Origin of the sequence: Streptomyces sp. NPDC050732 (genome assembly GCF_040654255.1) — a bacterium.
Lineage (GTDB): Bacteria > Actinomycetota > Actinomycetes > Streptomycetales > Streptomycetaceae > Streptomyces.
Window position 1 is genome coordinate 50,835 of the sequence record NZ_JBFAHP010000016.1, and the last position, 20,829, is coordinate 71,663.

The window sequence follows — 20,829 nt, forward strand, 5'->3', positions numbered from 1 at the left end:
AGGTCAAGCGAGGTGCGATGCGGATCGGGGAACTGGGTCGCCGGACGGGCGTCAACGCCCACCAGTTGCGCTACTACGAGGCCCAGGGCCTCCTGGAGGCGGAGCGCGGCGCGAACGGGTACCGCGAGTACGACGAGAGCGCCGTGCTGCGGGTGACGCAGATCCGGCACCTCCTTGGCGCCGGGCTGTCCTCCGAGGACATCGCGTACGTGCTGCCCTGCGCGGTCGGAGAGGTCCCGGAGCTGCCCGGGTGTCCCGAGCTCCTGGCCGCGATGCGGACGCGGCTGCGCCGCCTCGACGACCAGATGGAGAAGATCGCCCGGTCCCGCGAAGCCCTCGCCACGTACATCGACGCGGCCGACCGGATGGGCGGCGACAGCTACGCGCCCCTGACCGGCGCCGCCGTCACACGCTGCTGACCGACAGCTTCACCGCGAACCCGAGGAACAGCGCGCCCGCCGCCGACGTGGCCCCGGCCGAGAGCCGCTTGCGGCGGCGGAAGGCGGCCGCCAGCTTGGTGCCGCTGAAGATCAGGGCCGTCAGGTAGAGGAAGCTCGCCAGCTGGGCCAGGACGCCGAGCACGACGAACGACAGGGCGGGATAGGCGTATCCCGGATCGACGAACTGCACGAAGAAGGCGATGAAGAAGAGGATCGCCTTGGGGTTGAGCAGGCTGATCACCAAGGCCCTGCGGAACGGCCGCTCCCCCGGAACCGCCTCCCCCCCGTCCGCCACCCGGCCCCCCTCTGCCCCCTGCTCCCGCCGCGCCCGCCACATGCCCCACGCCGCCCGCAGCATGCCGACCGCCAGCCAGGTCAGGTATCCGGCGCCGGCGTACTTCACGATCCCGAACAGCACGGGGTTGGCCTGGAGGAGCGAGGCCACGCCGGCCGCCGACAGCGTCATCAGGACGGCGTCGCCGCACCAGACGCCGGCGGCCGCGGTGTAGCCGGTGCGGACGCCGCGGCGTGCGGCGACGGAGAGCACGTACAGCGAGTTCGGCCCCGGCAGGAGGATGATCAGGACGAGGCCCGCGAGATAGGTCGGAAGATCGGTGACACCCAGCATGGCGGGAGTCTCGCACGGGTGTGCGGCACGGGGACAGGGGTTTCCGTGTGACGGACGGCAGCAACTTCCGGCCTCCTGACGCGAGGCTTTTCAACGCGTCCGTACGTCAGAACGCGTCCGTCGGGACATACACCCCCCACACCTCCCGCAGCGCGTCGCACACCTCGCCCACGGTGGCCCGCGCCCGGAGCGCCTCCTTCATCGGGTACAGCACGTTGGCGCCCTCCTCCTTCGCCGCCGACCGGAGCGCCGTGAGGGCCGCGCTCACCGCGGCGCCGTCCCGCTCCGCGCGGAGCCGGGCCAGGCGGGCGGCCTGCTGGGCCTCGATGGCGGGGTCGACGCGCAGCGGTTCGTACGGCTCCTCCTCGTCGAGCCGGAAGCGGTTGACGCCGACCACGACGCGGTCGCCGCTGTCCGTCTCCTGCGCGATGCGGTAGGCGTTGCGCTCGATCTCGCCCTTCTGGAAGCCCTGCTCGATGGCGTGCACCGCGCCGCCGAGATCCTCGACGCGCCGCATGAGGGCGAGGGCCGCCTCCTCCACGTCGTCGGTCATTTTCTCCATGACGTACGACCCGGCGAACGGGTCGACGGTCGCCGTCACGTCCGTCTCGTACGCGAGGACCTGCTGGGTGCGCAGCGCGAGGCGGGCCGACTTGTCGGTGGGGAGGGCGATGGCCTCGTCGAAGGAGTTGGTGTGGAGCGACTGGGTGCCGCCGAGGACCGCGCCGAGGCCCTGGACGGCGACGCGGACGAGGTTCAGCTCCGGCTGCTGGGCGGTGAGCTGGACGCCGGCCGTCTGCGTGTGGAAGCGGAGCATCAGCGACTTGGGGTTCTCCGCGCCGAACTCCTCCCGCATCAGGCGGGCCCACATGCGCCTGGCCGCGCGGAACTTGGCGACCTCCTCAAGGAACGTCGTACGCGCCACGAAGAAGAAGGAGAGGCGCGGCGCGAAGTCGTCCACGTCCATGCCGGCCGCGACCGCCGTACGGACGTACTCGACGCCGTCGGCGAGGGTGAAGGCGATCTCCTGCGCGGGCGAGGCACCGGCCTCGGCCATGTGGTAGCCGGAGATGGAGATGGTGTTCCACTTAGGGATCTCGGCCCCGCAGTACCGGAAGGTGTCCGCGACGAGGCGCAGGGAGGGCCGCGGCGGGAAGATGTACGTGCCGCGTGCGATGTACTCCTTCAGCACGTCGTTCTGGATCGTGCCGGTCAGCCGGCCGGCCGGGACGCCCTGTTCCTCGGCGACGAGTTGGTACAGGAGGAGGAGCGGCGCGGCGGGCGCGTTGATCGTCATCGACGTGGAGACCTTGTCCAGCGGGATCCCGCCGAACAGGACGCGCATGTCGTCGATGGAGTCGACGGCCACGCCGACCTTGCCGACCTCGCCGCTCGCGATCGGGGCGTCGGAGTCGTGGCCCATCTGGGTCGGCAGGTCGAAGGCGACGGAGAGGCCGGTCGTGCCGTGCTCGATCAGCTGCCGGTAGCGGGCGTTGGACTCGGCGGCGGTGCCGAAGCCCGCGTACTGGCGCATCGTCCAGGGGCGGCCGGTGTACATCGTGGGGTAGACGCCGCGTGTGTAGGGGTACGCGCCGGGGGCGCCGAGCTTCTCCGCCGGGTCCCAGTCCGACAGGGTCTCGGGACCGTACACGGGTTCGATGGGCAGTCCTGACTCCGACTCGTGTGTCATGCCTCCAGCTTGCGCCCGCGCACGGGACGCGTCACTCGCGGCAAACCGGGAAACACTTCCAGAGTCGGGTCGTGAGTTGTCTGCGAACGCGGGGGGCGTGATGGGCAGGGGCGCGATGTCGGTGGGGGCCGTGGCGGTGCTGGTGCTGACGGCGGGGTGCAAGGCGGTCGCGGTGGACACGGACGGGAAGCCGGGCGGCCCGGACGCCGGGGCGGGCAGGTCGACGGCGGGACAGCCGCCGCACCCCTCGACGTCCCGCATCCCTGCGCTTCCCGCCACGCCCGCCGATCCCACCTCTCCCACCTCTCCTGCCGCTCCCGCTGTCCCTCCCATGACGCTCATGCGGGCGGGCGACAGTTCGGGTCAGGTGCGGGAACTGCAGGCCAGACTGCGGCAGATCGCCTGGTTCCACGAGAACCCGACGGGGACGTACGGGACCTCCACGGCCGACGCGGTCAAGGGCTTCCAGGCCAAGCGGGGGCTGCCCCGCACGGGTGACACAGACACGGTCACCTGGCGGCGGCTGCTCGCCATGACGCGCGAGCCGACACGGTACGAGCGGTACGCGGGCGGCGGCATCCCGGCGGCCGCGCCGGACAGGCGGTGCCTGACCGGGCGGGTCCTGTGCATCGCCAAGAGCAGCCGCACGCTGACGTGGATGATCGACGGCAGGGCGGTGTCGACGATGGACGTGCGGTTCGGCTCGCAGTACACGCCGACCCGCGAGGGCACCTTCACCGTCTACTGGAAGTCCCGGCACCACGTCTCGACGATCTACGACAGGGCCATGCCGTACGCCATGTTCTTCAGCGGCGGCCAGGCCGTCCACTACTCGTCGGACTTCGCGGCCACGGGGTACGCGGGCGCGTCGCACGGCTGCGTGAACGTCCGGGACGAGAGGAAGATCGCGAGCCTGTTCGCCCAGGTACGGAACGGGGACCGAGTCGTCATCTACAAGTGACGGTCCACAAAGTGACTGTCCACAAGTGACGCGAGCCCGACGAACGCCTGTGACCCGGAAAAGTGGCGTGGGCGGGATCGGGGGAACGTATCCCGCCCACGCCGAGGGCACGGAGCCGAAGGTACGGGGGGAACCCCCGGCTCGTGCGTGGGCCGATGACCAGTCGGCTCATTACTTACTGCGTCCCCTGCTCAAAAAACGTCACACCCCCCGTCACGGCACTCCGGGCCCGGGGGGGCGGACTACGGAAGCCCGGGCTTCGGGAAGCCCCGGTTACGGCAGGTGGGGGTGGGCGCTGCGGGACGGCTCGGGGGTCTGGTGAGGGGTTGACGGGGTGGACACGGGAGGCGGGACCGGGGCGCCCCCGGTGTCGCCGCCCGAGCCGCCGTCCTCGTCGCCGCCCGAGCCGTTCTCGCCGTCGCCGTTCTCGCCGTCGCCGCCGCCCTGGCCGCCACCCTGGCCACCGCCGCCGTTCCCGCCGCCCTGATGGCCGCCGCCCGGGCCACTCGGGCCGCCCGGACCTCCCGAACCGCCCGGGCCGCCGAGGATCCGGCCGCAGAACGCCTCCACGCGCGCGGGACCCCTGGCGGCCTCCTCCAGACGCCGGCGCTTGTCGCCCTGGAGCTCACCGCTGCGGTAGGCGCGGCAGGCGGCCATCACCGTGCGGTACCACGTCCTCGCCTCGTCGCCGCGAGGCGTCCTGTCGCCGCTCGGCTGCCGCGGGACGTCGGTGTGTTCGCCGCCCGCCTCGGCCTCCGGCGGCGAACTCGCCGCCGGCTCCCGCGACGGCGGCGCGTCCTCGGGCGCCGTACTCGCGTCCGGGACCATGTCCTCGGACGGCTCGCCCGCGTCGTCCGACGGAGAGGGCGAGACCGCCGGCTCCTCCGGTGTGGCGGCCGGGGACGCGGAGGCGGCGGGGCCCGGGTCGCCGTGCGTACCGAACGGCGAGGGCAGCACACCCGTCCCCGCGGCCACGGCGACACCGCCGGCCATGCAGGCCGCGAGGGCCGCGGCGATCCCGAACCGGACGGGGCGGCCCCAGCGGCTGGGGCTCGGACGGTTCCCCGCACTTCCCAGCCGCACGGTCTCGCCCGCGGCCGCCTCGTGGGCGGCCGTCGCGTACGGCGCGGTCCTGGAACCGCCGCCCCGCACGGCCCCCGCACGCTCCACGCGGGCATCCCGGGCGACCCGGAAGGCGGCCAACGCGGCGGCCTCGCCCGGGAGTTCCCCGGCAACGATGTCGGGGTCCACGCGGGCACCGGCAACGGCTCCGGAATCGGCCTCCGTGCCGGGCCCCGCGACGGCTTCCGCCGCTTCCGCCGCTTCCGCCGTCCGTCCCGCCTCGTCGAGGTGGCCCCGAGCGGCCAGCGCGGCGAGTGCCCGGGCCAGTCGTTCGGCCTCCGCGCGGTTGTGAGGGCCGATGCCTTCGAGGGGCTCCCCGCGCAGCAAACGCTCCGCCGCGTCGCGGTCCAGCCACTGGTGCTGCTCGTCGGCCATCACATGTCCTTCTGCGTCCGCGTACGCCATTGCGTCACACCGGCGGACGTCACCGCGCAGCCGCGCGGCTCTCTCTGCGGCGGTACGGCGTCGAGCGCGTCCTTGGGGTCCGCGCCGTCCGAACCGAGCAGTTCGGCGAGGCGCTTGAGGCCGCGGTGCGCCGCCGTACGGACGGCTCCGGGGCGCTTGCCGAGGGTCTGCGCGGCGCTCTTCGCGTCGAGACCGACGACGACGCGGAGCACGACGGCCTCCGCCTGGTCCTGCGGGAGCCGGGCTATCAGGGCGAGCGCGTCGCCGGTGGCGAGGGACTCCATCGCCTCGCCCGCGGTGTCCGCGTCGCCCGGCTTCCCGGTCAGCTCCGACTCGTCGCCGCCCACGGCGGGGCGGCGGCCCCGCATGCGTATGTGATCGAGGGCGCGGTTGCGCGCGATGCGCGCCGCCCAGCCCCGGAACCGGTCCGCGTCACCGCTGAACCGGTCGAGGTCGCGCGCTATCTGCAGCCAGGCCTCGGAGGCGACGTCCTCGGCGTCCGGGTCGGCGACCAGCGTGCGTACGTATCCCAACAGCCGTGGGTGCACGGCGCGGTACACAGTCCGGAACGCGGTCTCGTCCCCGTCCTGCGCCGCAAGCACCGCGGCGGTCAGCTCCGCGTCGTCCCCCAGCACTCTCTCAATCCTGCCACTCGGAGATCTGCGCCCGGCCCCGGCGCGAAGCAGCACGCTACGGGCTCGGACAGGCCTACGTCCATGTTTGTACAACGTGCAACTACCGGGTGACAGAACGCGGTGTGACAGAAAACGCACGCGCGGCGCTGAAGGAAGTACGGACCGCACGCGGTTCGTACCGTGTGCCGGCCGGGGCCTCTCCTGTGGGGGGTGGCGGCCCCGGCCGGGCACGTTCCTCTCGCAGGGCGCCGTGAGCGACCACGTGCGTGGTCCGACACCGCAGGCGCGTGCCCGTGGTGCGGGCCCGGGGCGTCGTCCCCATCGGGTACGCGTGCCAGGGAGCGCGCCCGGCGAGCCGTCGGCCACCGCGGCGACGACCAGCACCTGCTCCGTCGGTCGCTCCCGCCCGCCCTGGTCTACCTCTTGGCCTCGGTCGCGCCCTTCTGCCCGGCCTTGGCTTCCGCCTTGCCCCCGGCCTCACCCTTCGTCCTGCCCCCGGCCTTCTCCCCGGCCTGCGGACCGCCTTTCGGCCGGTTCTCCTTCTTGCCCCCGGCGCCCGGCTCGGCGGGCTTCTTCTTGTCCTTCTTCTTGTCCTTCTTCTCGGCGTGCCCCTTGCCGAGGTGCTTGCCCTTGTTCTTGGCGGTGCCGGGGTTCTTGTTGTCGCCCTTGCTCTCCGGGCTCTCTGGACTCTCCGGTTCCGCCCCGGGAGCGGGCTCCGTACCGCCCGGGCGCACGCCGCCCTCCGAGGACGGGGAGCGGGGAGCCGGCGGCGCGGACGACCTGGACGGGGCCGGGTGGTCGTGCGGGGGCGGGGGGTCGGTGATCGTGCCCGCGCCCGCCAGGGCGACGCCGCCGAGCAGGCCGCCCGCCAGCACCACACCCCCGGCCGCCCGCAGCGACACCCGGACCCGGCGGGTCTCGCGGGGGCGCCAGTCGTCGCGGCGCCGCGTCCTCGCCCGGTGGTGCGCGCCCTCGTCGCGGGCCGCCCGGAACGCCGCGACGGCCTCCCGCTGCGCGTCCGTGTCCACCTCGGCGTACGCGCCGGCCCGCACGGCCGCCGCGAGCAGTTCGTGCGTGGCGGTCAGGGACGGCGGCGGGGGCGGGTCATGCTTGCCGCCGGATCCGGCGGCGTCCTCAGCGTTCATCTCGACTCCCCCAGCGTGCCGGAGCCGCCATCCGTCACACCGTCGAGCCCGAGCCGCTCCCCCAGCTTCCTCAGCCCCCGGTACGCGGCCGTCCGCACCGCCCCCGGACGCTTGCCGAGGACGCGCGCCGCCGTCGGGCCGTCCAGGCCGACGACCACCCGCAGCAGCACCGCTTCGGCCTGGTCGCGCGGCAGCGTGGCGACCAGGGCGAGCACCCGTTCCGTCGAGATCGCCTCCAGGGCCGACGCCGGTGTGCTGTGCGGGCCCGGCAGTTCGAGGACGTCCTGTTCGAGCGCGGTGGGGCGCGGCCGTGCCCTCTGGCGGCGCAGGTGGTCGAAGGCCCGGTGCCGGGCGATCGTCGCGGTCCAGCCGCGGAAGCCCGCCCCGTCCCCGCGGAACCGCCCGAGGTCCCTGGCGATCTCCAGCCACGCCTCGGCGGCGACGTCCTCGGCGGTCTCGCCGTCCGTGCCGACGAGGCCGCGCAGATAGCCCACGAGCCCTGGCTGGACGAGGCGGTACGCGACCGCGAACGCGGCCTCGTCGCCCTCCTGGGCCGCTGCTACGGCCCTGCCCAGCTCCTCGTCGTGCGCCTGTGCTCGACGGGGTCCCCCACCCTGGCCCAACCCGCTCCCATCCGGCCGTCTCGGCACGGTGCACCGCGCCCGTGCCCCCACGGTCACCAGCGTCGCCGGGCGCGGAAATGTCACAGCGCGTCGGCGAACGGCCGGCTGCCGGGGATCTCACACCTCGAAGAGGCCTCCGCCGCCCCCGGGGCCGATCTCCGAGATGTCGATCGTCCGCGCCGGCGCGGGGGCCACCGCGGAGACCGGCTCGCCGTACTCGGACAGCCGCATCCGCATGGTCCCGCCGTCCTGCTCCGACTCCAGGCCGAGGAGGTACGGCCTGCCTTCCGCGGCCACGTACACGGACGTCTCGCTGTCGTCCTTGTGCTCGACGAGCGGGGTGACGTCCTCGCCGTAACGCCGCGTCCTCGGCAGGGCCTTGACGACGTCGTCCGGGCCGGGGCTGCCGGGCATCGCGCTGGTGATCTTGTCGAGGTCGCAGCTGTTCACCGGCATCGAGGGTCCTGCGGCGGCGCCCGTCGGGATCTTCAGGTACTTTCCGCGCGCCAGCGCCGTCCGCTCCTGGACCCGCGCGGCGGTCTCGGGGCCCCGGCCCGCCGCCATCTCGCGGATCGCCCGCAGCGACTCGTCGCTGAAGCGTACGTAGGTCGAGCCGCCCCCGATCATGATGAGGTCGCCGCGCTGCATCGGGCCCGCGTCGAAGGTGCCCGTGCAGTTGTTGTCGCGGTCCATGTGCAGCGACACCTTCTGACGGCCCTTCGGGGTGGGCATCTCCACGGCGATGCGCACCGATTCCGCGTCGTGGAGCAGCTTCATGGCCTCGGTGGAGAGCTCCCTGCCGCGCGTCTCGTCGGCGGGCACGACGTCCTCCAACGTGCCACCGGAGTACGCCACTTCGCGCTCCGTGCCGCAGGACGTGAGCCCGCCCGCGGCCGCGCCCACCGCGAGGCAGAGCGCGGCACCCCGCACCCACCGTCCGCCGCCGGCCCCGGCACGGCCCGTCACGCGCTTCCCCACCCGATCCCCCGCCCGTATACCCATGTCACAACTGTCACATCCCCCAGCGCCCCCGCCCGCCCCGGTGTCACACCCTCCGCATGCGGGATACATCACGCGACAAATCACCCGCGCCACTACAACCCTTTGCCCTCGCGACCAGTCCTACGGACTTGGTTCACCTGAAATTCGTTGAGGAGTGGGGCAATTGATCCCGCGCAAACCGCGTGAAAAGGCGCGTTCCACGCATGCGTACAGGCCGCTGAGTCACCAGCGCAGAGCGTGGCTGACGATCGGGGCCGTCGTGCTCGGCGGCGCGGGTGCGGTGACGTACGCGACGGCCGGCCCGAGCAACGGGGAGGGCCCCGGGGCCGACCCGCGTGCCGAGCGCCCGGCGAGCGTGCACGACCTGCCGCTGAAGACCGAGGGCGCGACGAGGCGCGCGCTGCCGCGCACGTCGACCGAGCAGTTCTCGCTCCTCGGCGTCTCCTGGAGCGGTGTCGCCGCGGAGCTGGAGGGCACGGCGCAGGTGCGCACGCGCGCCATCGGCTCCGGCGCGTGGAGCGGCTGGCGGTCCCTCGACCTGGAGCCGCATCCTCCGGAGAGGGCCGCCCCGGCACGGGCCGCGTCCGATCCGCTCTGGGTCGGCCCGTCGGACGGCGTGGAGGTCCGGGTCGTCGCGGCCGACGGTTCGTCTAGTGGCGTACTTCCCAAGGGACTTGAGGTCAGCCTCGTGGATCCGGGCGTGACGCCCAAGGAGGCGCGGAACCCGTCACTCGACGGCGGCACCGCGGCGAAGGGCACCGCCACCGCGATGACCCCCGCCGCCTTCGCGGCCGACGGTGACACCCCCGCCCCCACCACCAGGCCCGCACCCCCGCCGTCCACGGTCGCCAGGCCGCCCGTGATCGGCCGGGCTGCCTGGGGCGCCGACGAGTCCGTCGTCACGGACCCGCCGGAGTACGACGAGAAGGTCAAGGCCGTCTTCGTCCACCACACGGCCGGCACGAACGACTACAGCTGCGCCCAGTCCGCGTCGCTGGTCCGCGGCCTCATGACGTACCAGGTGGAGACCGAGGGCCGCAGCGACCTCGGCTACAACTTCCTCGTGGACAAGTGCGGTCAGATCTTCGAGGGCCGCGGCGGCGGCGTCGACGTGCCCGTCCGCGGCGCGCACACCGCCGGCTTCGACGGCGACTCCACGGGCATCGCCGTGCTCGGCGACTTCGAGGGCGATCCGGCGACGGGCAGGGCCGCGAGCAGGCCGACCCGTGCCGCCCTGGAGTCGGTGGCGCGCGTGGCGGCCTGGAAGCTCGGCCAGTACGGGGGCGACCCGGCCGGCAAGGTCACGCTGACCGCGTCCGACGACACCGGCGTGTGGAAGAAGGGCGAGCGGGCCTCGCTCGACACGGTCTCCGGCCACCGCGACGGCGCCACGGCCGTCTGCCCCGGCAAGAACCTGTACGCCAAGCTCGGCGAGATACGCCGGTACGCGGGCAGCGCGGGCCGCAGCTCCGCCGTCCCGACGGGCGACTACAACCGCGACGGCATCACGGACCTGATCGCCGGCACCCCGAAGGCGTCGTCGGGCCGCGGCCGCGTGACGGTGGTGCCCGGCGGCCTGGACGGCCCGGTGGGCGCCTCGAAGATCTCGCTGACGCAGACCAGTCCGGGTGTCCCCGGCAACTCCGAGACGGGCGACGACTGGGGCGCGGCCACGGCGTGGGGCGACCTGAACGGCGACGGTCACGCGGACCTCGTCATCGGAGCGCCCGGCGAGGACGACACGTCGGGCCACAAGGACCGCGGCGCGGTCACGATGCTGTACGGCCCGGAGTTCACGTCGGGCACGGACATGCAGCTCTCCGCCGACTTCCACTACCCCGGCGCCCGGTTCGGCGCGGCGGTCGCGTCCGGCGACTTCAACGCCGACGGCAGGGCGGACGTGTTCGCGGCGGCGACCGGCACCGGCGGCTCGTGGGCCGCGCGGCTCGACGCCGACCACGCGTCGGGCGGCAGCCTCACCCCGGGCGACACCGCGATCGCCTACCCCGACGCCGCGTCCGGCGACTTCAATCGCGACGGTTACGCGGACGTGGCGCTGACCTACCGCGACCAGGCGGGCAAGGGCAAGGTCGCCTGGTTCAGGGGCGGCAGGTCGGGGCTGAGCCGGGTCGGCGTGCTCTCCGTCCCCGGCGGCCGCTCGGTCGCCGTGGGCGACGTCAACGGCAACGGCTACGACGACCTCGTCATCGGCCAGCCGTACACCTCCGAGTCCGGCGCCCACGCGGGCGGCCAGGTCACGGTGGTCCCCGGCACGTCGACGGGCTTCACGACGACCGGCATGAGGACGGTCCACCAGGCGACGTCCGGCGTCGTCGGCGCGGCCGAGGCGGGCGACGCGATGGGCTGGTCGGTCGCGGCGGGCGACTACAACGCCGACGGTTACGCGGACGTCCTCACCGGCGCCCCCGGCGAGGACATCACCCGCTCCGGCACCAACCGCAAGGACGCGGGCACCTCGCTCCTCCTGAAGGGCTCCTCGTCCGGCCTCACCGGCACGGACGCGAAGGCCTTCTCCCAGGACGAGCCCGACGTGCCGGGTTCCACGGAGTCGGGCGACCGGCTCGGCACCTCGGTGACGCTGGCCGACCTGTCCGGCTCCGGCCGGGCCGACCTGGCCATCGGCGCGGAGGGCGAGGACGCCGGCGACGGCACGATCCTCCAGCTGGACAGCACCTCTTCGGGTGTCCCGGGCGGGAGCGGCGTCTATTACGGGCGTGCGTTGCTGGGAACCCCGGCGGGCGCCAGGCTCGGCCAGGCGCTGACGCCGTAGCGGTCCCGTGCACGGCGTGCGGCGCCGCTCCCCCCCTTCCCTCCGGGGGACGACCCGGGGGGCGGCGCCTCACGTCTCGCTGGGCACCCTGCACCCCTCGGGCTGCGCCTTGTCCTCGGGCCAGCCGATGCCGACGTACTGCAGCTTCTCGGTGCGGGGGTTCAGCTCCACCACGGCCACCGGCTTGTCGTAGGCGTTTCCCGCGTTGGTCAGACAGATCCAGCCGCTGGTCCCGCGGACGCGGTTGACTGCTTCGAGGCGCTGCCACATGTCGGAGACCCTTCTCAGCGGCGACACCGTGCCCTCGGTCTGCGCGTTGGCCAGCACCACGGCCTTGGCGATGGTGCGTACGCCGTCGTGCACCAGCATGGTGCGGGAGTCCTCCAGGCGGACCTCGCCGATGTCACCGGCGCGCCCGCTCCGGACCAGCGCGCGCAGCGCTTCCATCTCCGCGCGGGGTTCGGTGAGATAGGCCCTTCGCTCCTTGGCCCCGCCCGGTTTCCTCAGCTCCCGGTCCCAGGCGTCGGGGTGGCCGGGCGCCGCGTACTGCACCTTGATGACGGGTTCCTTCCCGCCGCCGCGCAGCCGCTCCCAGTCGTCGTCCTTCATGTACCGGTTGAGCGTGGCCGCGCCCGAGCCGCTGACAATCGTGTACTTCTTCCCCTCGCACTGCACGTCCGCCAGCTTGAGGGCGAAGAGCCGCAGGTGGACGGGGCGGCCCGCGAAGTAGACGTACCGTGCGGTGGACTGGCAGATGTTCTGGGCGATGAGGGTGAAGTCGTTGCCGGTGTCCCCGGGATCGGTGATCGAGGGGGACTCGAAGGGCTGCTCCTTGGGTCCCGGCGGCCCCTTCTCGTCGCGGCTGAAGGCCCTGGCGAGCGAGTCGTTGTAGATGTCGTGCGGGCGCTTGTCCCTGACCAGGACCGTCTCCTCGTCCTGCAGCTCGCCGTGGAAGTTGGCCAGGGCGTCGGCCTGCTGGCGGTTGGTCGGGATGATGCGGGCGAGACCGGGAAAGGGGTCCTTGCCGGTGCTGTTCTCGGGGTTGGCGAGTTCGTCCGCGCTGACGCGGGCGGCGAGGACGGGGATGTGCAGCTCGTTGGTGAGGCGGGTGATGGCCTTCTTCGTGGCGTCCAGGCTGAGGTTGAAGCCCGTGACGGCCCGGAGGTTGTCGCGCTTGTCGGCCGCCATGGCCGCCAGCTGGTCGACGACCCTCTCCTGCTGGGCGTATCCGTCGCCGGGGTTGGCGAGGACGAGACGCAGCAGCGGGGTGGTCTCGTCGCGGTTCGCCCGGTACTGGGCGAGGTAGGCGCCCTGCACCTCGCTGCGGAGCTGTACGCGCTCGGCGGCGAGGTCGGGCTGGAGCGGCAGCATCAGCGCGACGGTGACGTGCGGCTTGTCGCCGACGAACTCCTCGTTCTCCTTGGCGATGGCCCGGGCCACCGCGTCGATCTCCGGCGTGCCGAAGGCGTACCCCGTGCCGTTGACGCCGATGCACTCGCCGCCGTGGCTCTCGACGCCCTTGGCGCAGCTCTCGGGCTCGCCGATCGGCGGCAACAGCCAGTACAGGAGCGCGACCGCCGCCCCGAGGCCGGCCAGCGTGAGGATCCTGCGCATCCAGTTGGCCAGGAACGTGTTGTACAGCCAGTTTCCGAACCGTCTCACCGCTGCCCTCCCTCTAGAGCCTGTGTCAGCCAGAGCCTTTGCCGGCCAGGGCCCGTCTCAGCCGAACCCGATGTGCTCCGTGCACACGCACCGCTTCAGCGGCTGCTTGTCCTCGGCCCGGTCCCCCCAGTCGCGGGCCATGCGGATGAGGAGCGCGGCCCCCTCCGCCGCCCTGGCCACGTCGGCGCCCTCGGGCCCCTGGTCGCGCACCGCCTCGTCGGCGATCTTCGCCAGCTCCTCGCTGAGCTCCCGCAGGGGTCCGCGCAGGACGCCGGGCACGATCTCCTCCAGGGGCCGCGTCCGGTCCTCGGTCAGCCACACCGCGTGCAGCAGCCGGTCGATGCGGCGCCGCAGGGTGTCGCCGGGCACGTGGGTCTCGCCGAGGGCCCGGGCGTACCGGTCGTCGTCGGCGCCGATCAGTGCGGCGTCCGCGATGGCGAGCAGTTCCTCGCACCACTCGGCGGCGGGCCGGGTGCGGAAGGCGTCGGCGAGATAGCGGGTGACGAGGGCCGCGCCGTCGGAGGCGAGGAGGTGGTGCATCCGGTGCGCGCCCGCGGTGACGAACAGCGGGTCGGGGTGGCGGTCGCCGAGGTCCCGGTAGTGGCCCTGCAGCAGCGCGTGGTCGGCGTGCCAGGCGGCCCCGTCCGGGCGCAGCCGGTGGAGGCGGCGGGTCAGGAGGCGGCGCAGGCCGAGGTCTCCGATGAAGTGCCTCGGGCAGCGGGGCCAGCCGGTGTCCTCCAGGAGTTCGACGATGCGGTAGGCGTTGAGCTGCTCGGTCCGCCCCTCCTGCACCGCGCGCATCAGGGTCTGGGCGCACTCCACGTCGTGCGCGACCGACAGATGGGTGAGCAGGTCGAGCCAGTGGCCGCGGTGCTCCGGCGGCAGTTCCTCGGGGCGCTGGCGTACGACGAGTTCGTCGATGAGCACGTCGGCCACCGGGCGGTCGGCGACGGGGCGGCCCTGCTCGTCCTCGGCCGCGGGCACCCGGGCGTCGAGGAGCGCCCAGTCGGTGCACTCCTCCGGCGTCGGGAAGGCCGTCGACACCGCCGCCGCCGTCGCCTCGCCGAGCCGGGTCACGAACCGCGGGCGGCCGCCGCTCAGCCGGTGCACACCGCTGTGGATACGGAGCCGCACCGCGTTGTCCGGCTGTTCGTGGCCGCCCCGCAACCGGCTGAGTTCGTCCTTCTGCCGGTCGCGGGTGAGCACGGGCATGCGTACGAGGAGGACGCCGCGCCACAGGGGCGCGTGGTCGGGGACGCCGCCCGGCGGGCGGCTCCACTCGGGCAGCAGGCCCGTGAAGGGCTGCCAGCTCACCATGCCGTCGTGGCTGCTGCCCGCCCGGTGGAGGAAGCGGCCGCCGTCCTCGCGCCGGGCCGTCGCGAAGATCACCAGCCGGTCGTGGTGCCCCCGCTCCCGGTCCTCCAGGGCCGGTTTCAGCAGCCGTCTGCCGAGGGCGCCGTCCGCGTGGTCGAGGAGCAGGGCGGGCCGCCCCACCCGCGACATGCGGCCGCGCACTCCGTGGTAGGCGGCGTCGATGTCCTGCCGCAGCGCCCGGAACAGGAAGCCCTCGGCGATCCGCCGCGCCTCACCGCCCTGCTGGAAGTCCTCGCCCAGCGCGCGCAGCCCGGCCTGCGCGCCCCCGCCGGCGCCCGGGTATTCGCCGTAGCAGGCGGCGAGGGCGGCCCTGCCCTCCGTCGAGACGCGGGCGAACAGCCCGTCGAGCAGGGCGTTGAGGAAGGGCCCGGCCAGCGGGTTGGTGACGAGCCCCGCCAGATATCCGAGGTAGTTCCTGGCCGTGCCCTTCAGCACACCGCGCCAGAAGGAGCCGGGCGGCAGGATCCCGTCGAGGCGGCTCACCTCGTCCACCAGCGGTGCCGCCCGGGCGAGCCGGTCGCTGGCCGCCACGGCCGCGAGGCCCGCGTACAGCCGCGGCACGGTGATCCCGCCGCCGTCGCCGCTCCAGTCGCCGTACTGCAGGGCGATCTTGCGCAGCACCTCGGTCACTTCCGAACGGCTGCCGGGCCGCTCCTCGGCCTGCTCCCGGCAGTCGGTGAGGGCGCAGTCCAGCTGTGCGACGGGGACCCGCGGCCCGAACTGCCGCCTTATGCACCGCAACAGGCGCCCTTTGCCCATGCCGGGGCCGCCGACGAGAAGGACGACGGGGAGGTCGGGGCCGTAGAGCAGGTCCCGCTTCCGTCCGGCCGCGGTTTTCCCGAGCAGCCGGGCGATCAAGCCGTCGTCGTCCAGGAGCTCGTCGAATCCGAGTTCGTCAGGCACGGGCCTCTCCGCGGCCTGCACGGCCAAGTCTGCGAATGATGGCTCGTCAGGTTAGCTGCGCAGCACGGGTTTTGGGGAGAGTTCGCCTTCGGTCACCGCTTCGGGGCTCCGCCCTTGGACCCCGACCTTGGATCCCGCCGATGGTCTCCACCGGTAATCCAGGTCGTATGGACCGGCGTTCCACTTCCCACCACGACACTCGGGCCATGGCGAAAACCTTCCGCCATGGCGGGAATTCTCCGCCACATTCGGGCCGTTTTCGCGACCCGTCAGAGAAAGTGGGGAACCCCATGGCCAGATCGACGTTCACCCGCATCGCCGTGGTCGGAGCGGCGGCAGCCACGCTGTTCGCCGTCTCGTCGGGCCCGGCCCTGGCCGCCGGTGTCCTCGTCAGCGACAAGACCATCACCCTTCCCAACGGCCGCGGCTACATGAAGTTCCACGACGACGGCGACGTCTTCGAGGTGTGTGACACCAAGGCGGACGGCAACGGCGTCACCGCCACACTGAAGAAGCAGTACGTGGCCGGAAACATCTCCACGCTGTGGACCGACGGGGACGGCGGCGACTCCGGCTGCGACAAGCACCCCTACAACGTCGGCAACGACGGCTGGTACCAGATGACGCTGAAGTGGAACGGCGGCGGCGAGACCGTCACCTCGGAGTGGTTCAACGAGTAGACGCCGGCATCCGGACGCCGACACTCTGCCCGAATAATTTCCGCTGCCCGTCGTCCAGGTAACCGGCTGCGCAATGTTGTATAACCACCCCTGATTCAGTCAGGGGTGGGGAAGAAGATGCAGACCGAAAACACGACCGGACCGAGAGAAACCGACGGCTTGGGGGAAGTCGTCATTCCGGAAGACCCGGACGATCCGACGGTGGTCGGTGAAATCCCGGACCGGCGCGTGGTGGCCGTGGGCGTGGCGCTTCTCGGCATCTGTGCCGGGTTCGTCGTCTACGGCTTCCTCGGCGGGGACGACGGAGAGCGGCGCTCCGTCCCCACCGCCCCGGTGACCTACCGCCTCACCGGCACGGGCACCGCCGAGCTGCCGGCCGAACGGGACTGATCCGAGCGGAGCCGGTCCCGGCGCAACTGATCCGAGCGGGACTTCTCACAGTCCTCCGCGCGGCCCCCGCGCCCGGCGCGACACCACCGCCCGCAGCACCCTGCGGCCCTCCGTGGAGACGTCCAGTGCCTGGCGCAGGCCGCCCGCGGGGCCCGCGCCCTTGTTGGCGAGGAGTTCCAGGATGCGTATCTGGCGGCGGAGTTCGGCCGCGACCAGCGGGGACATGCCGTCCGTGCGGCCCTCGCGGCGCGCCGCCACCGAGCGGGTGCCGGTGGGCTCTGTGTCCAGCAGGCGGTGGACCTGGAGCGCGGCGACGGAGCAGCCGTCGGCCCACTCGCGGACATCGGCCCCCGAGTGCGCCTCCGGCACCGCGTCGAGCATGCGCCGGGCGAGCGCGGCCGCCTCGCCGGACATCCCGGGCGGCGGCCCGGCCGGGCCGCCCGCGGCGTCGAGCGCCGAGCGCGCGTCGGCCAGCGGCCCGCCCCAGTCGCCGCCGTCGGCGAGCCTCGCCCACAGCGGGCGCAGCAGGTCGTCGTCCCCGCCGAGCACCGGAACACACCGGTCCAGGCAGGCGAGCCCGCTCGCCGCCAGACCTCTCTCGTCGGCCTGCGCGATCAGCTCCACCAGGCTCATGCTGTACGTCTCCCCCGTCACGGACCCTGCACTGCCCCTTACTGCGTGCACCACCCCGGGAACGTCACTGGGCAGTCACTGGGGGATCACGCCCAGCCTGTCGAGGAAGCGGAAGAAGAGCTGTTCCGCGGAGGGTTCGGCCTTCGCGTTGAGTACGTCGAGGAGGGGGCCGGCGGGCACCGTCCTGCCGGATTCCGCGGCCCAGGCGACGGCTCGGTGTGCGGCGTCGCGCGGCTCCAGGAAGTAGTCCTCGACGGTCAGGTCGGTGTCGCCGAGGTACCCGGCCATCGCGCGCCGCGCCAGGCACGTGGTCCACGCGCCGCTCTCGGGCGCCGCCGCCTCGACGATCACGCAGGCGCTGTCCAGCACGTAACCGAAGAGGGCGGGCGCGCCCGTCTCCCGGGCCAGCGTGTTCATGTTCCCGACGTCGCGCGTGCCGTCGCCGCCCGGCACCTCCCACACCTGCCAGCCGTCGGGCCGCCGGTCGAGGAGGGTCAGTTCGTCCCGCAGGCCCGTCTCCGTCGAGAACACCGAGAGCTCCGCGAGCGGCCGCTCACTCCTGCCGACGACGTAGTACCCCCAGTAGCCCATGCCCGTCCCCCCACCGCGTTTCGCCCGCTCCGTACCGCAATTTTGTCGTTCGTGGCCGAATAGACCACAGCTGTCGGCACGTTCGCCACCGGAAACTGGAAAAGCGGCTGCCCGGTCGCTAGCCGACCGTATCGGCGAGCTTCACGAAGTCGGGCCAGGCCATGGCGGGTTTCCCGGGGTTCCAGAGCTTCTGCACGGTGGCCCGCAGCGGCATGCGGATGCCCTGCGCGACCTGCTCCTGGCTCTGCGCCCCCGCGAGGTCGCCCCACACCGCGAACGAACCGCCGAGGATCTGGTCGTCGTACTTCTCGCTCACCGGCCGTGTGCCGCGGACGACCAGCGGGGTCCAGTCCTCGTAGATCCGCTGCCCGGTCGGGTAGCGGAAGTCGTTCGGCTGCCCGAGGACGTAGTAGAGGTACTCGTCGTTGTAGTTGACGAGCTTGCGTCCTGCCTTCAGATACTCGTCGGGCTCGCGCGCGCCGATCTCCTTGCCCGTCCAGTAGGCGACCTCCAGGTCGGCGGCCGCCTCGGCGGTCCCGCCCCGGAAGAACCCGTCGTTCCAGGCCTTCGGCTTCTTCTCGTGCTCGCGCACGGTGTCGGCCCGGTCGTTCAGCCAGCCCGTCGCCAGGTCCCGCACGCGTCCGCCGGGGCCGTAGCGCTCGCGGGCGGCGGCGGCGAGCTGCGGGTAGGAGGCCTCGGGGTCCTTGACCGTGAGGGCCTGGTACTCATCGGCGCCGAGGTGCCAGTACGCGCCGGGGAACAGCTCGGCGTACTCCTTGAGCAGTTCGTCGACGATCTTCGCCGCCGCCGGCTTCGAGATGTCGACGGCGCCGCTCGTGGCGGCACCGCGGGCGTTCCGCAGCTGCAGGGAGGGGTGCTCGCGGATGACCGCGCCGAGGTGTCCCGGCGAGTCGATCTCGGGCACGACGGTGATGTGCCGGCTCGCCGCCAGCTTCAGGATGCGGCGGACCTGGTCCTTGGTGAGGTGGTCGGAGGAGACGATCTCCGGGTGCGAGTCCGACTCGATGCGGAACGCCTGGTCGTCGGAGAAGTGCAGGCCGAGCTGGTTGTACTTGAGGTCACCGAGCTCGCGTATGCGGTCCTCGATCCACTCCACGTCGAAGTGCTTGCGGGCGATGTCGAGCATGAAGCCGCGCTGCGGCTTGGCCGGGCGGTCCCGCACGACGCCCTCGGGAGCGGTCCTGCCGCCGCTCACCTCCTGCTTGAGGGTGCGGGTCCCGTAGAAGACACCGGCCTCGGCGGGCGCGGCTATCCGGACCTGCTGCCCTTTGACGGACAGGGTGTACGACTCCGGCCCACCCTCGCCCGCGTCCTTCTTGCCCTTCTTGTCGCTGTTCTTGCCCTTGTTCTTGTCCTCGTCCGTGAGCGCAAGCTCCACGTCGCCCTTTTCGGGCCGCGCGTCTCCCCCGTACCGCAGCTTCAGCTCACCGGCGAGCAGCCGCGCCTCGTCGGCCAGGCCGTCGTCCCGTATGACGACGCGGCCCTTGTTCTCGGCGGGGCGCCAGCCGGGGCCGCGGGCCGCGGTGTGCTCGCGCACGGCGGGGATGGTGGCCGGGGCCTTGGAGAGCGCATAGCTCTCGGTGGGGCTCGGGGCGACGGACGGGGCGGACTTGCCGCCCGGCGGCGGGCGGTCCGCCGCGCCCCCGCCGTCGCCGCCGGGCCAGACCGCCACGGTCAGCACGACGGCTCCGGCGACGGCAGCGCCGCCCGCCGCGGCTATCGGCCCGCGCCTCACCGGTCACCTCGCGGTGCGGTCATCGGCGCCGTACCTGAATGCGGAGTCAGAACCAGAGCCATGGATCCACGCTACGACGCGTTCTCATGCCCGGCTCGTCCGCAGTCGTCCACAGTCGTCCACACTGTGAAGCGAAACTCTTCCATTCGGGTGAAATTCGCTCATCCTTCGGACACCTCTCCGCATCTCTCGATAGCGTTACCGCACCCCCACACCCTCCCCTGCCGCCCCCTGCCCAGGAGCGCACGCTGCCCCCGCACCAGCCGACCCAGCTCGACGTGCTCAACTCCGCCACGCCGACCGCCGCCGAGGCCACGCTCCTCAGCTGCTGCGGCAGCCGGCGCTGGGCCCGCCGGGTCGCCGCCCACCGTCCGTACCCCGACGTGGACGCGCTGCTCGCGGCGTCCGACGAGGCGGCGTACGACCTGTCGCATGCCGACCTCGTCGAGGCCCTGGCCTGCGAGCCCCTCGGCCCCGCCGTCCCACGCCGGAGCGTCCCGCGCCGGAGCGTGCCGCCCGCCACCTCCGCCGCCGCCCACACCGCCCTGCGCGCCGCCCACGCCGCGTACGAGAGCCGCTTCGGCCACACCTTCGTCATCTGCCTCGACGACATCGCCCCGGACGAGGCGCTCGACCACCTGCTCGCCGGCATCCGGTCACGCCTCGGCAACGATCCGGAGGACGAGCGCGCCCTCGCCGCCGAGGAGATGCGGCGTCTCGCGCGCGGCCGGCTGGCCCGGTTGGCCCGCCTTGCCCTCGGCGCGGTCCCGGAGATCCCCGCAGGACACGCCGTCGGACAGGCCGTCGGACACGCCGCCCGGGAGAGTCGCCCGCAAACGCGCCCCGATAGCCCGTACGTGCCTGTTTGATTGCCTGTTTGATCACACCTGCGGACCCGGGGCAGGGCTACCGACAACTCGTCGATACGATGACGGGCGGCCGGTGGACCGTACCCGGCCGGGCTCGTCCGACGCCGAAGCCGGCCGGCCCCAACCCCCGCTCCCGGAGGAACTTCCGTGCCGGCTGGAACGCTGTACCGCGGCCGGGAAGGAATGTGGTCCTGGGTGGCTCATCGAGTCACCGGCGTCCTCATCTTCTTCTTCCTGTTCGTGCATGTGCTCGACACCGCTCTCGTCCGCGTCTCCCCGGAGGCGTACGACGATGTCGTCAGCACCTACAAGACGCCGATCGTCGCACTCCTTGAGTACGGCCTGGTCGCCGCCATCCTCTTCCACGCCCTCAACGGCCTGCGCGTCATCGCCGTCGACTTCTGGTCGAAGGGACCCCGCTACCAGAAGCAGATGCTCTGGACCGTCGTCGGCATCTGGGTCGTCCTGATGGTCGGGGCGCTCTACCCCGTCCTCGGCCACGCCGTCCGCGAAGTCTTCGGGAGCTGAC

19 protein-coding genes are annotated in these 20,829 nt (G+C 72.9%); 7 read left to right on the plus strand and 12 right to left on the minus strand.

The window, feature by feature from the left end; all coding sequences use genetic code 11:
• Nucleotides 1–17 precede the first annotated feature (17 nt).
• The gene (locus AB0H82_RS16570) at nucleotides 18–419 is read left to right on the plus strand and encodes a MerR family transcriptional regulator (RefSeq protein WP_362993432.1); all 402 of its coding nucleotides are present in this window, start codon (nucleotides 18–20) and stop codon (nucleotides 417–419) included.
• Here AB0H82_RS16570 and leuE read toward each other — a convergent pair.
• Nucleotides 406–1,068 carry a leucine efflux protein LeuE gene (leuE, locus tag AB0H82_RS16575; RefSeq protein ID WP_362993216.1) on the minus strand — a complete coding sequence of 221 codons (663 nt, stop codon included), beginning with the start codon at nucleotides 1,066–1,068 and terminating at the stop codon, nucleotides 406–408. The two genes, AB0H82_RS16570 and leuE, sit on opposite strands and share 14 nt — an antisense overlap.
• A gap of 106 nt (nucleotides 1,069–1,174) precedes the next feature.
• The gene (locus AB0H82_RS16580; RefSeq protein WP_362993218.1) at nucleotides 1,175–2,758 is read right to left on the minus strand and encodes a methylmalonyl-CoA mutase family protein; all 1,584 of its coding nucleotides are present in this window, start codon (nucleotides 2,756–2,758) and stop codon (nucleotides 1,175–1,177) included.
• 100 nt (nucleotides 2,759–2,858) lie between these two features.
• Here AB0H82_RS16580 and AB0H82_RS16585 point away from each other — a divergent pair, with 100 nt between their 5' ends.
• Nucleotides 2,859–3,719 carry a L,D-transpeptidase family protein gene (locus AB0H82_RS16585; RefSeq protein ID WP_362993434.1) on the plus strand — a complete coding sequence of 287 codons (861 nt, stop codon included), beginning with the start codon at nucleotides 2,859–2,861 and terminating at the stop codon, nucleotides 3,717–3,719.
• Nucleotides 3,720–3,992: 273 nt separating this feature from the next.
• Here AB0H82_RS16585 and AB0H82_RS16590 read toward each other — a convergent pair whose 3' ends face one another.
• The 5 genes from AB0H82_RS16590 to AB0H82_RS16610 all read right to left on the minus strand — a co-directional run bounded on the left by AB0H82_RS16590 (nucleotide 3,993) and on the right by AB0H82_RS16610 (nucleotide 8,615).
• A complete protein-coding gene (locus tag AB0H82_RS16590; RefSeq protein WP_362993220.1) occupies nucleotides 3,993–5,216 on the minus strand; it encodes a hypothetical protein in 1,224 nt (407 codons plus the stop codon).
• Nucleotides 5,216–5,881, minus strand: coding sequence for an RNA polymerase sigma factor (locus tag AB0H82_RS16595; protein WP_362993222.1), 666 nt, complete (start codon nucleotides 5,879–5,881; stop codon nucleotides 5,216–5,218). Before AB0H82_RS16595 ends, AB0H82_RS16590 begins: the two co-directional genes overlap by 1 nt.
• Before the next feature lie 416 nt (nucleotides 5,882–6,297).
• Entirely contained in the window at nucleotides 6,298–7,026 is a 729-nt protein-coding gene (locus AB0H82_RS16600) for a hypothetical protein (RefSeq protein WP_362993224.1), read from the minus strand.
• Complete coding sequence (locus tag AB0H82_RS16605; RefSeq protein WP_362993226.1) at nucleotides 7,023–7,649, minus strand: RNA polymerase sigma factor; 627 nt, start codon at nucleotides 7,647–7,649, stop codon at nucleotides 7,023–7,025. Before AB0H82_RS16605 ends, AB0H82_RS16600 begins: the two co-directional genes overlap by 4 nt.
• 117 nt (nucleotides 7,650–7,766) lie before the next feature.
• A complete protein-coding gene (locus AB0H82_RS16610) occupies nucleotides 7,767–8,615 on the minus strand; it encodes a hypothetical protein (protein WP_362993228.1) in 849 nt (282 codons plus the stop codon).
• 199 nt (nucleotides 8,616–8,814) lie between these two features.
• Here AB0H82_RS16610 and AB0H82_RS16615 point away from each other — a divergent pair, with 199 nt between their 5' ends.
• Nucleotides 8,815–11,442 (plus strand): FG-GAP-like repeat-containing protein, encoded by a 2,628-nt coding sequence (locus tag AB0H82_RS16615; protein ID WP_362993230.1) that lies wholly within the window; start codon nucleotides 8,815–8,817, stop codon nucleotides 11,440–11,442.
• Nucleotides 11,443–11,511: 69 nt separating this feature from the next.
• On the opposite strand, the gene AB0H82_RS16620 is transcribed toward AB0H82_RS16615, so the two are convergent.
• Together AB0H82_RS16620 and AB0H82_RS16625 are read right to left on the minus strand one after the other, a co-directional pair.
• Nucleotides 11,512–13,104 (minus strand): amino acid ABC transporter substrate-binding protein, encoded by a 1,593-nt coding sequence (locus tag AB0H82_RS16620; protein ID WP_362993232.1) that lies wholly within the window; start codon nucleotides 13,102–13,104, stop codon nucleotides 11,512–11,514.
• A gap of 57 nt (nucleotides 13,105–13,161) precedes the next feature.
• The gene (locus tag AB0H82_RS16625) at nucleotides 13,162–15,381 is read right to left on the minus strand and encodes a hypothetical protein (RefSeq protein WP_362993234.1); all 2,220 of its coding nucleotides are present in this window, start codon (nucleotides 15,379–15,381) and stop codon (nucleotides 13,162–13,164) included.
• Nucleotides 15,382–15,671: 290 nt separating this feature from the next.
• On the opposite strand from AB0H82_RS16625, the gene AB0H82_RS16630 reads away from it, so the two are divergent.
• Both AB0H82_RS16630 and AB0H82_RS16635 read left to right on the plus strand, forming a co-directional pair.
• On the plus strand, nucleotides 15,672–16,061 hold the full coding sequence (locus AB0H82_RS16630; protein ID WP_362993236.1) for a hypothetical protein: 390 nt from the start codon (nucleotides 15,672–15,674) through the stop codon (nucleotides 16,059–16,061).
• A 117-nt stretch (nucleotides 16,062–16,178) separates the two neighbouring features.
• On the plus strand, nucleotides 16,179–16,451 hold the full coding sequence (locus AB0H82_RS16635) for a hypothetical protein (protein WP_362993238.1): 273 nt from the start codon (nucleotides 16,179–16,181) through the stop codon (nucleotides 16,449–16,451).
• Between the two features lie 45 nt (nucleotides 16,452–16,496).
• On the opposite strand, the gene AB0H82_RS16640 is transcribed toward AB0H82_RS16635, so the two are convergent.
• The 3 genes from AB0H82_RS16640 to AB0H82_RS16650 all read right to left on the minus strand — a co-directional run bounded on the left by AB0H82_RS16640 (nucleotide 16,497) and on the right by AB0H82_RS16650 (nucleotide 19,431).
• Nucleotides 16,497–17,084, minus strand: a complete 588-nt coding sequence (locus AB0H82_RS16640) for a hypothetical protein (RefSeq protein ID WP_362993240.1) — start codon at nucleotides 17,082–17,084, stop codon at nucleotides 16,497–16,499.
• Between the two features lie 75 nt (nucleotides 17,085–17,159).
• Nucleotides 17,160–17,675, minus strand: a complete 516-nt coding sequence (locus AB0H82_RS16645) for a hypothetical protein (RefSeq protein WP_362993242.1) — start codon at nucleotides 17,673–17,675, stop codon at nucleotides 17,160–17,162.
• 118 nt (nucleotides 17,676–17,793) lie between these two features.
• Nucleotides 17,794–19,431 (minus strand): glycoside hydrolase family 20 protein, encoded by a 1,638-nt coding sequence (locus AB0H82_RS16650; RefSeq protein WP_362993244.1) that lies wholly within the window; start codon nucleotides 19,429–19,431, stop codon nucleotides 17,794–17,796.
• Between the two features lie 248 nt (nucleotides 19,432–19,679).
• On the opposite strand from AB0H82_RS16650, the gene AB0H82_RS16655 reads away from it, so the two are divergent.
• Complete coding sequence (locus AB0H82_RS16655; protein WP_362993436.1) at nucleotides 19,680–20,300, plus strand: 2-oxo-4-hydroxy-4-carboxy-5-ureidoimidazoline decarboxylase; 621 nt, start codon at nucleotides 19,680–19,682, stop codon at nucleotides 20,298–20,300.
• A 147-nt stretch (nucleotides 20,301–20,447) separates the two neighbouring features.
• Nucleotides 20,448–20,828 carry a succinate dehydrogenase, cytochrome b556 subunit gene (sdhC, locus tag AB0H82_RS16660; protein WP_150185849.1) on the plus strand — a complete coding sequence of 127 codons (381 nt, stop codon included), beginning with the start codon at nucleotides 20,448–20,450 and terminating at the stop codon, nucleotides 20,826–20,828.
• The last annotated feature ends 1 nt before the right edge of the window (nucleotide 20,829 follow it).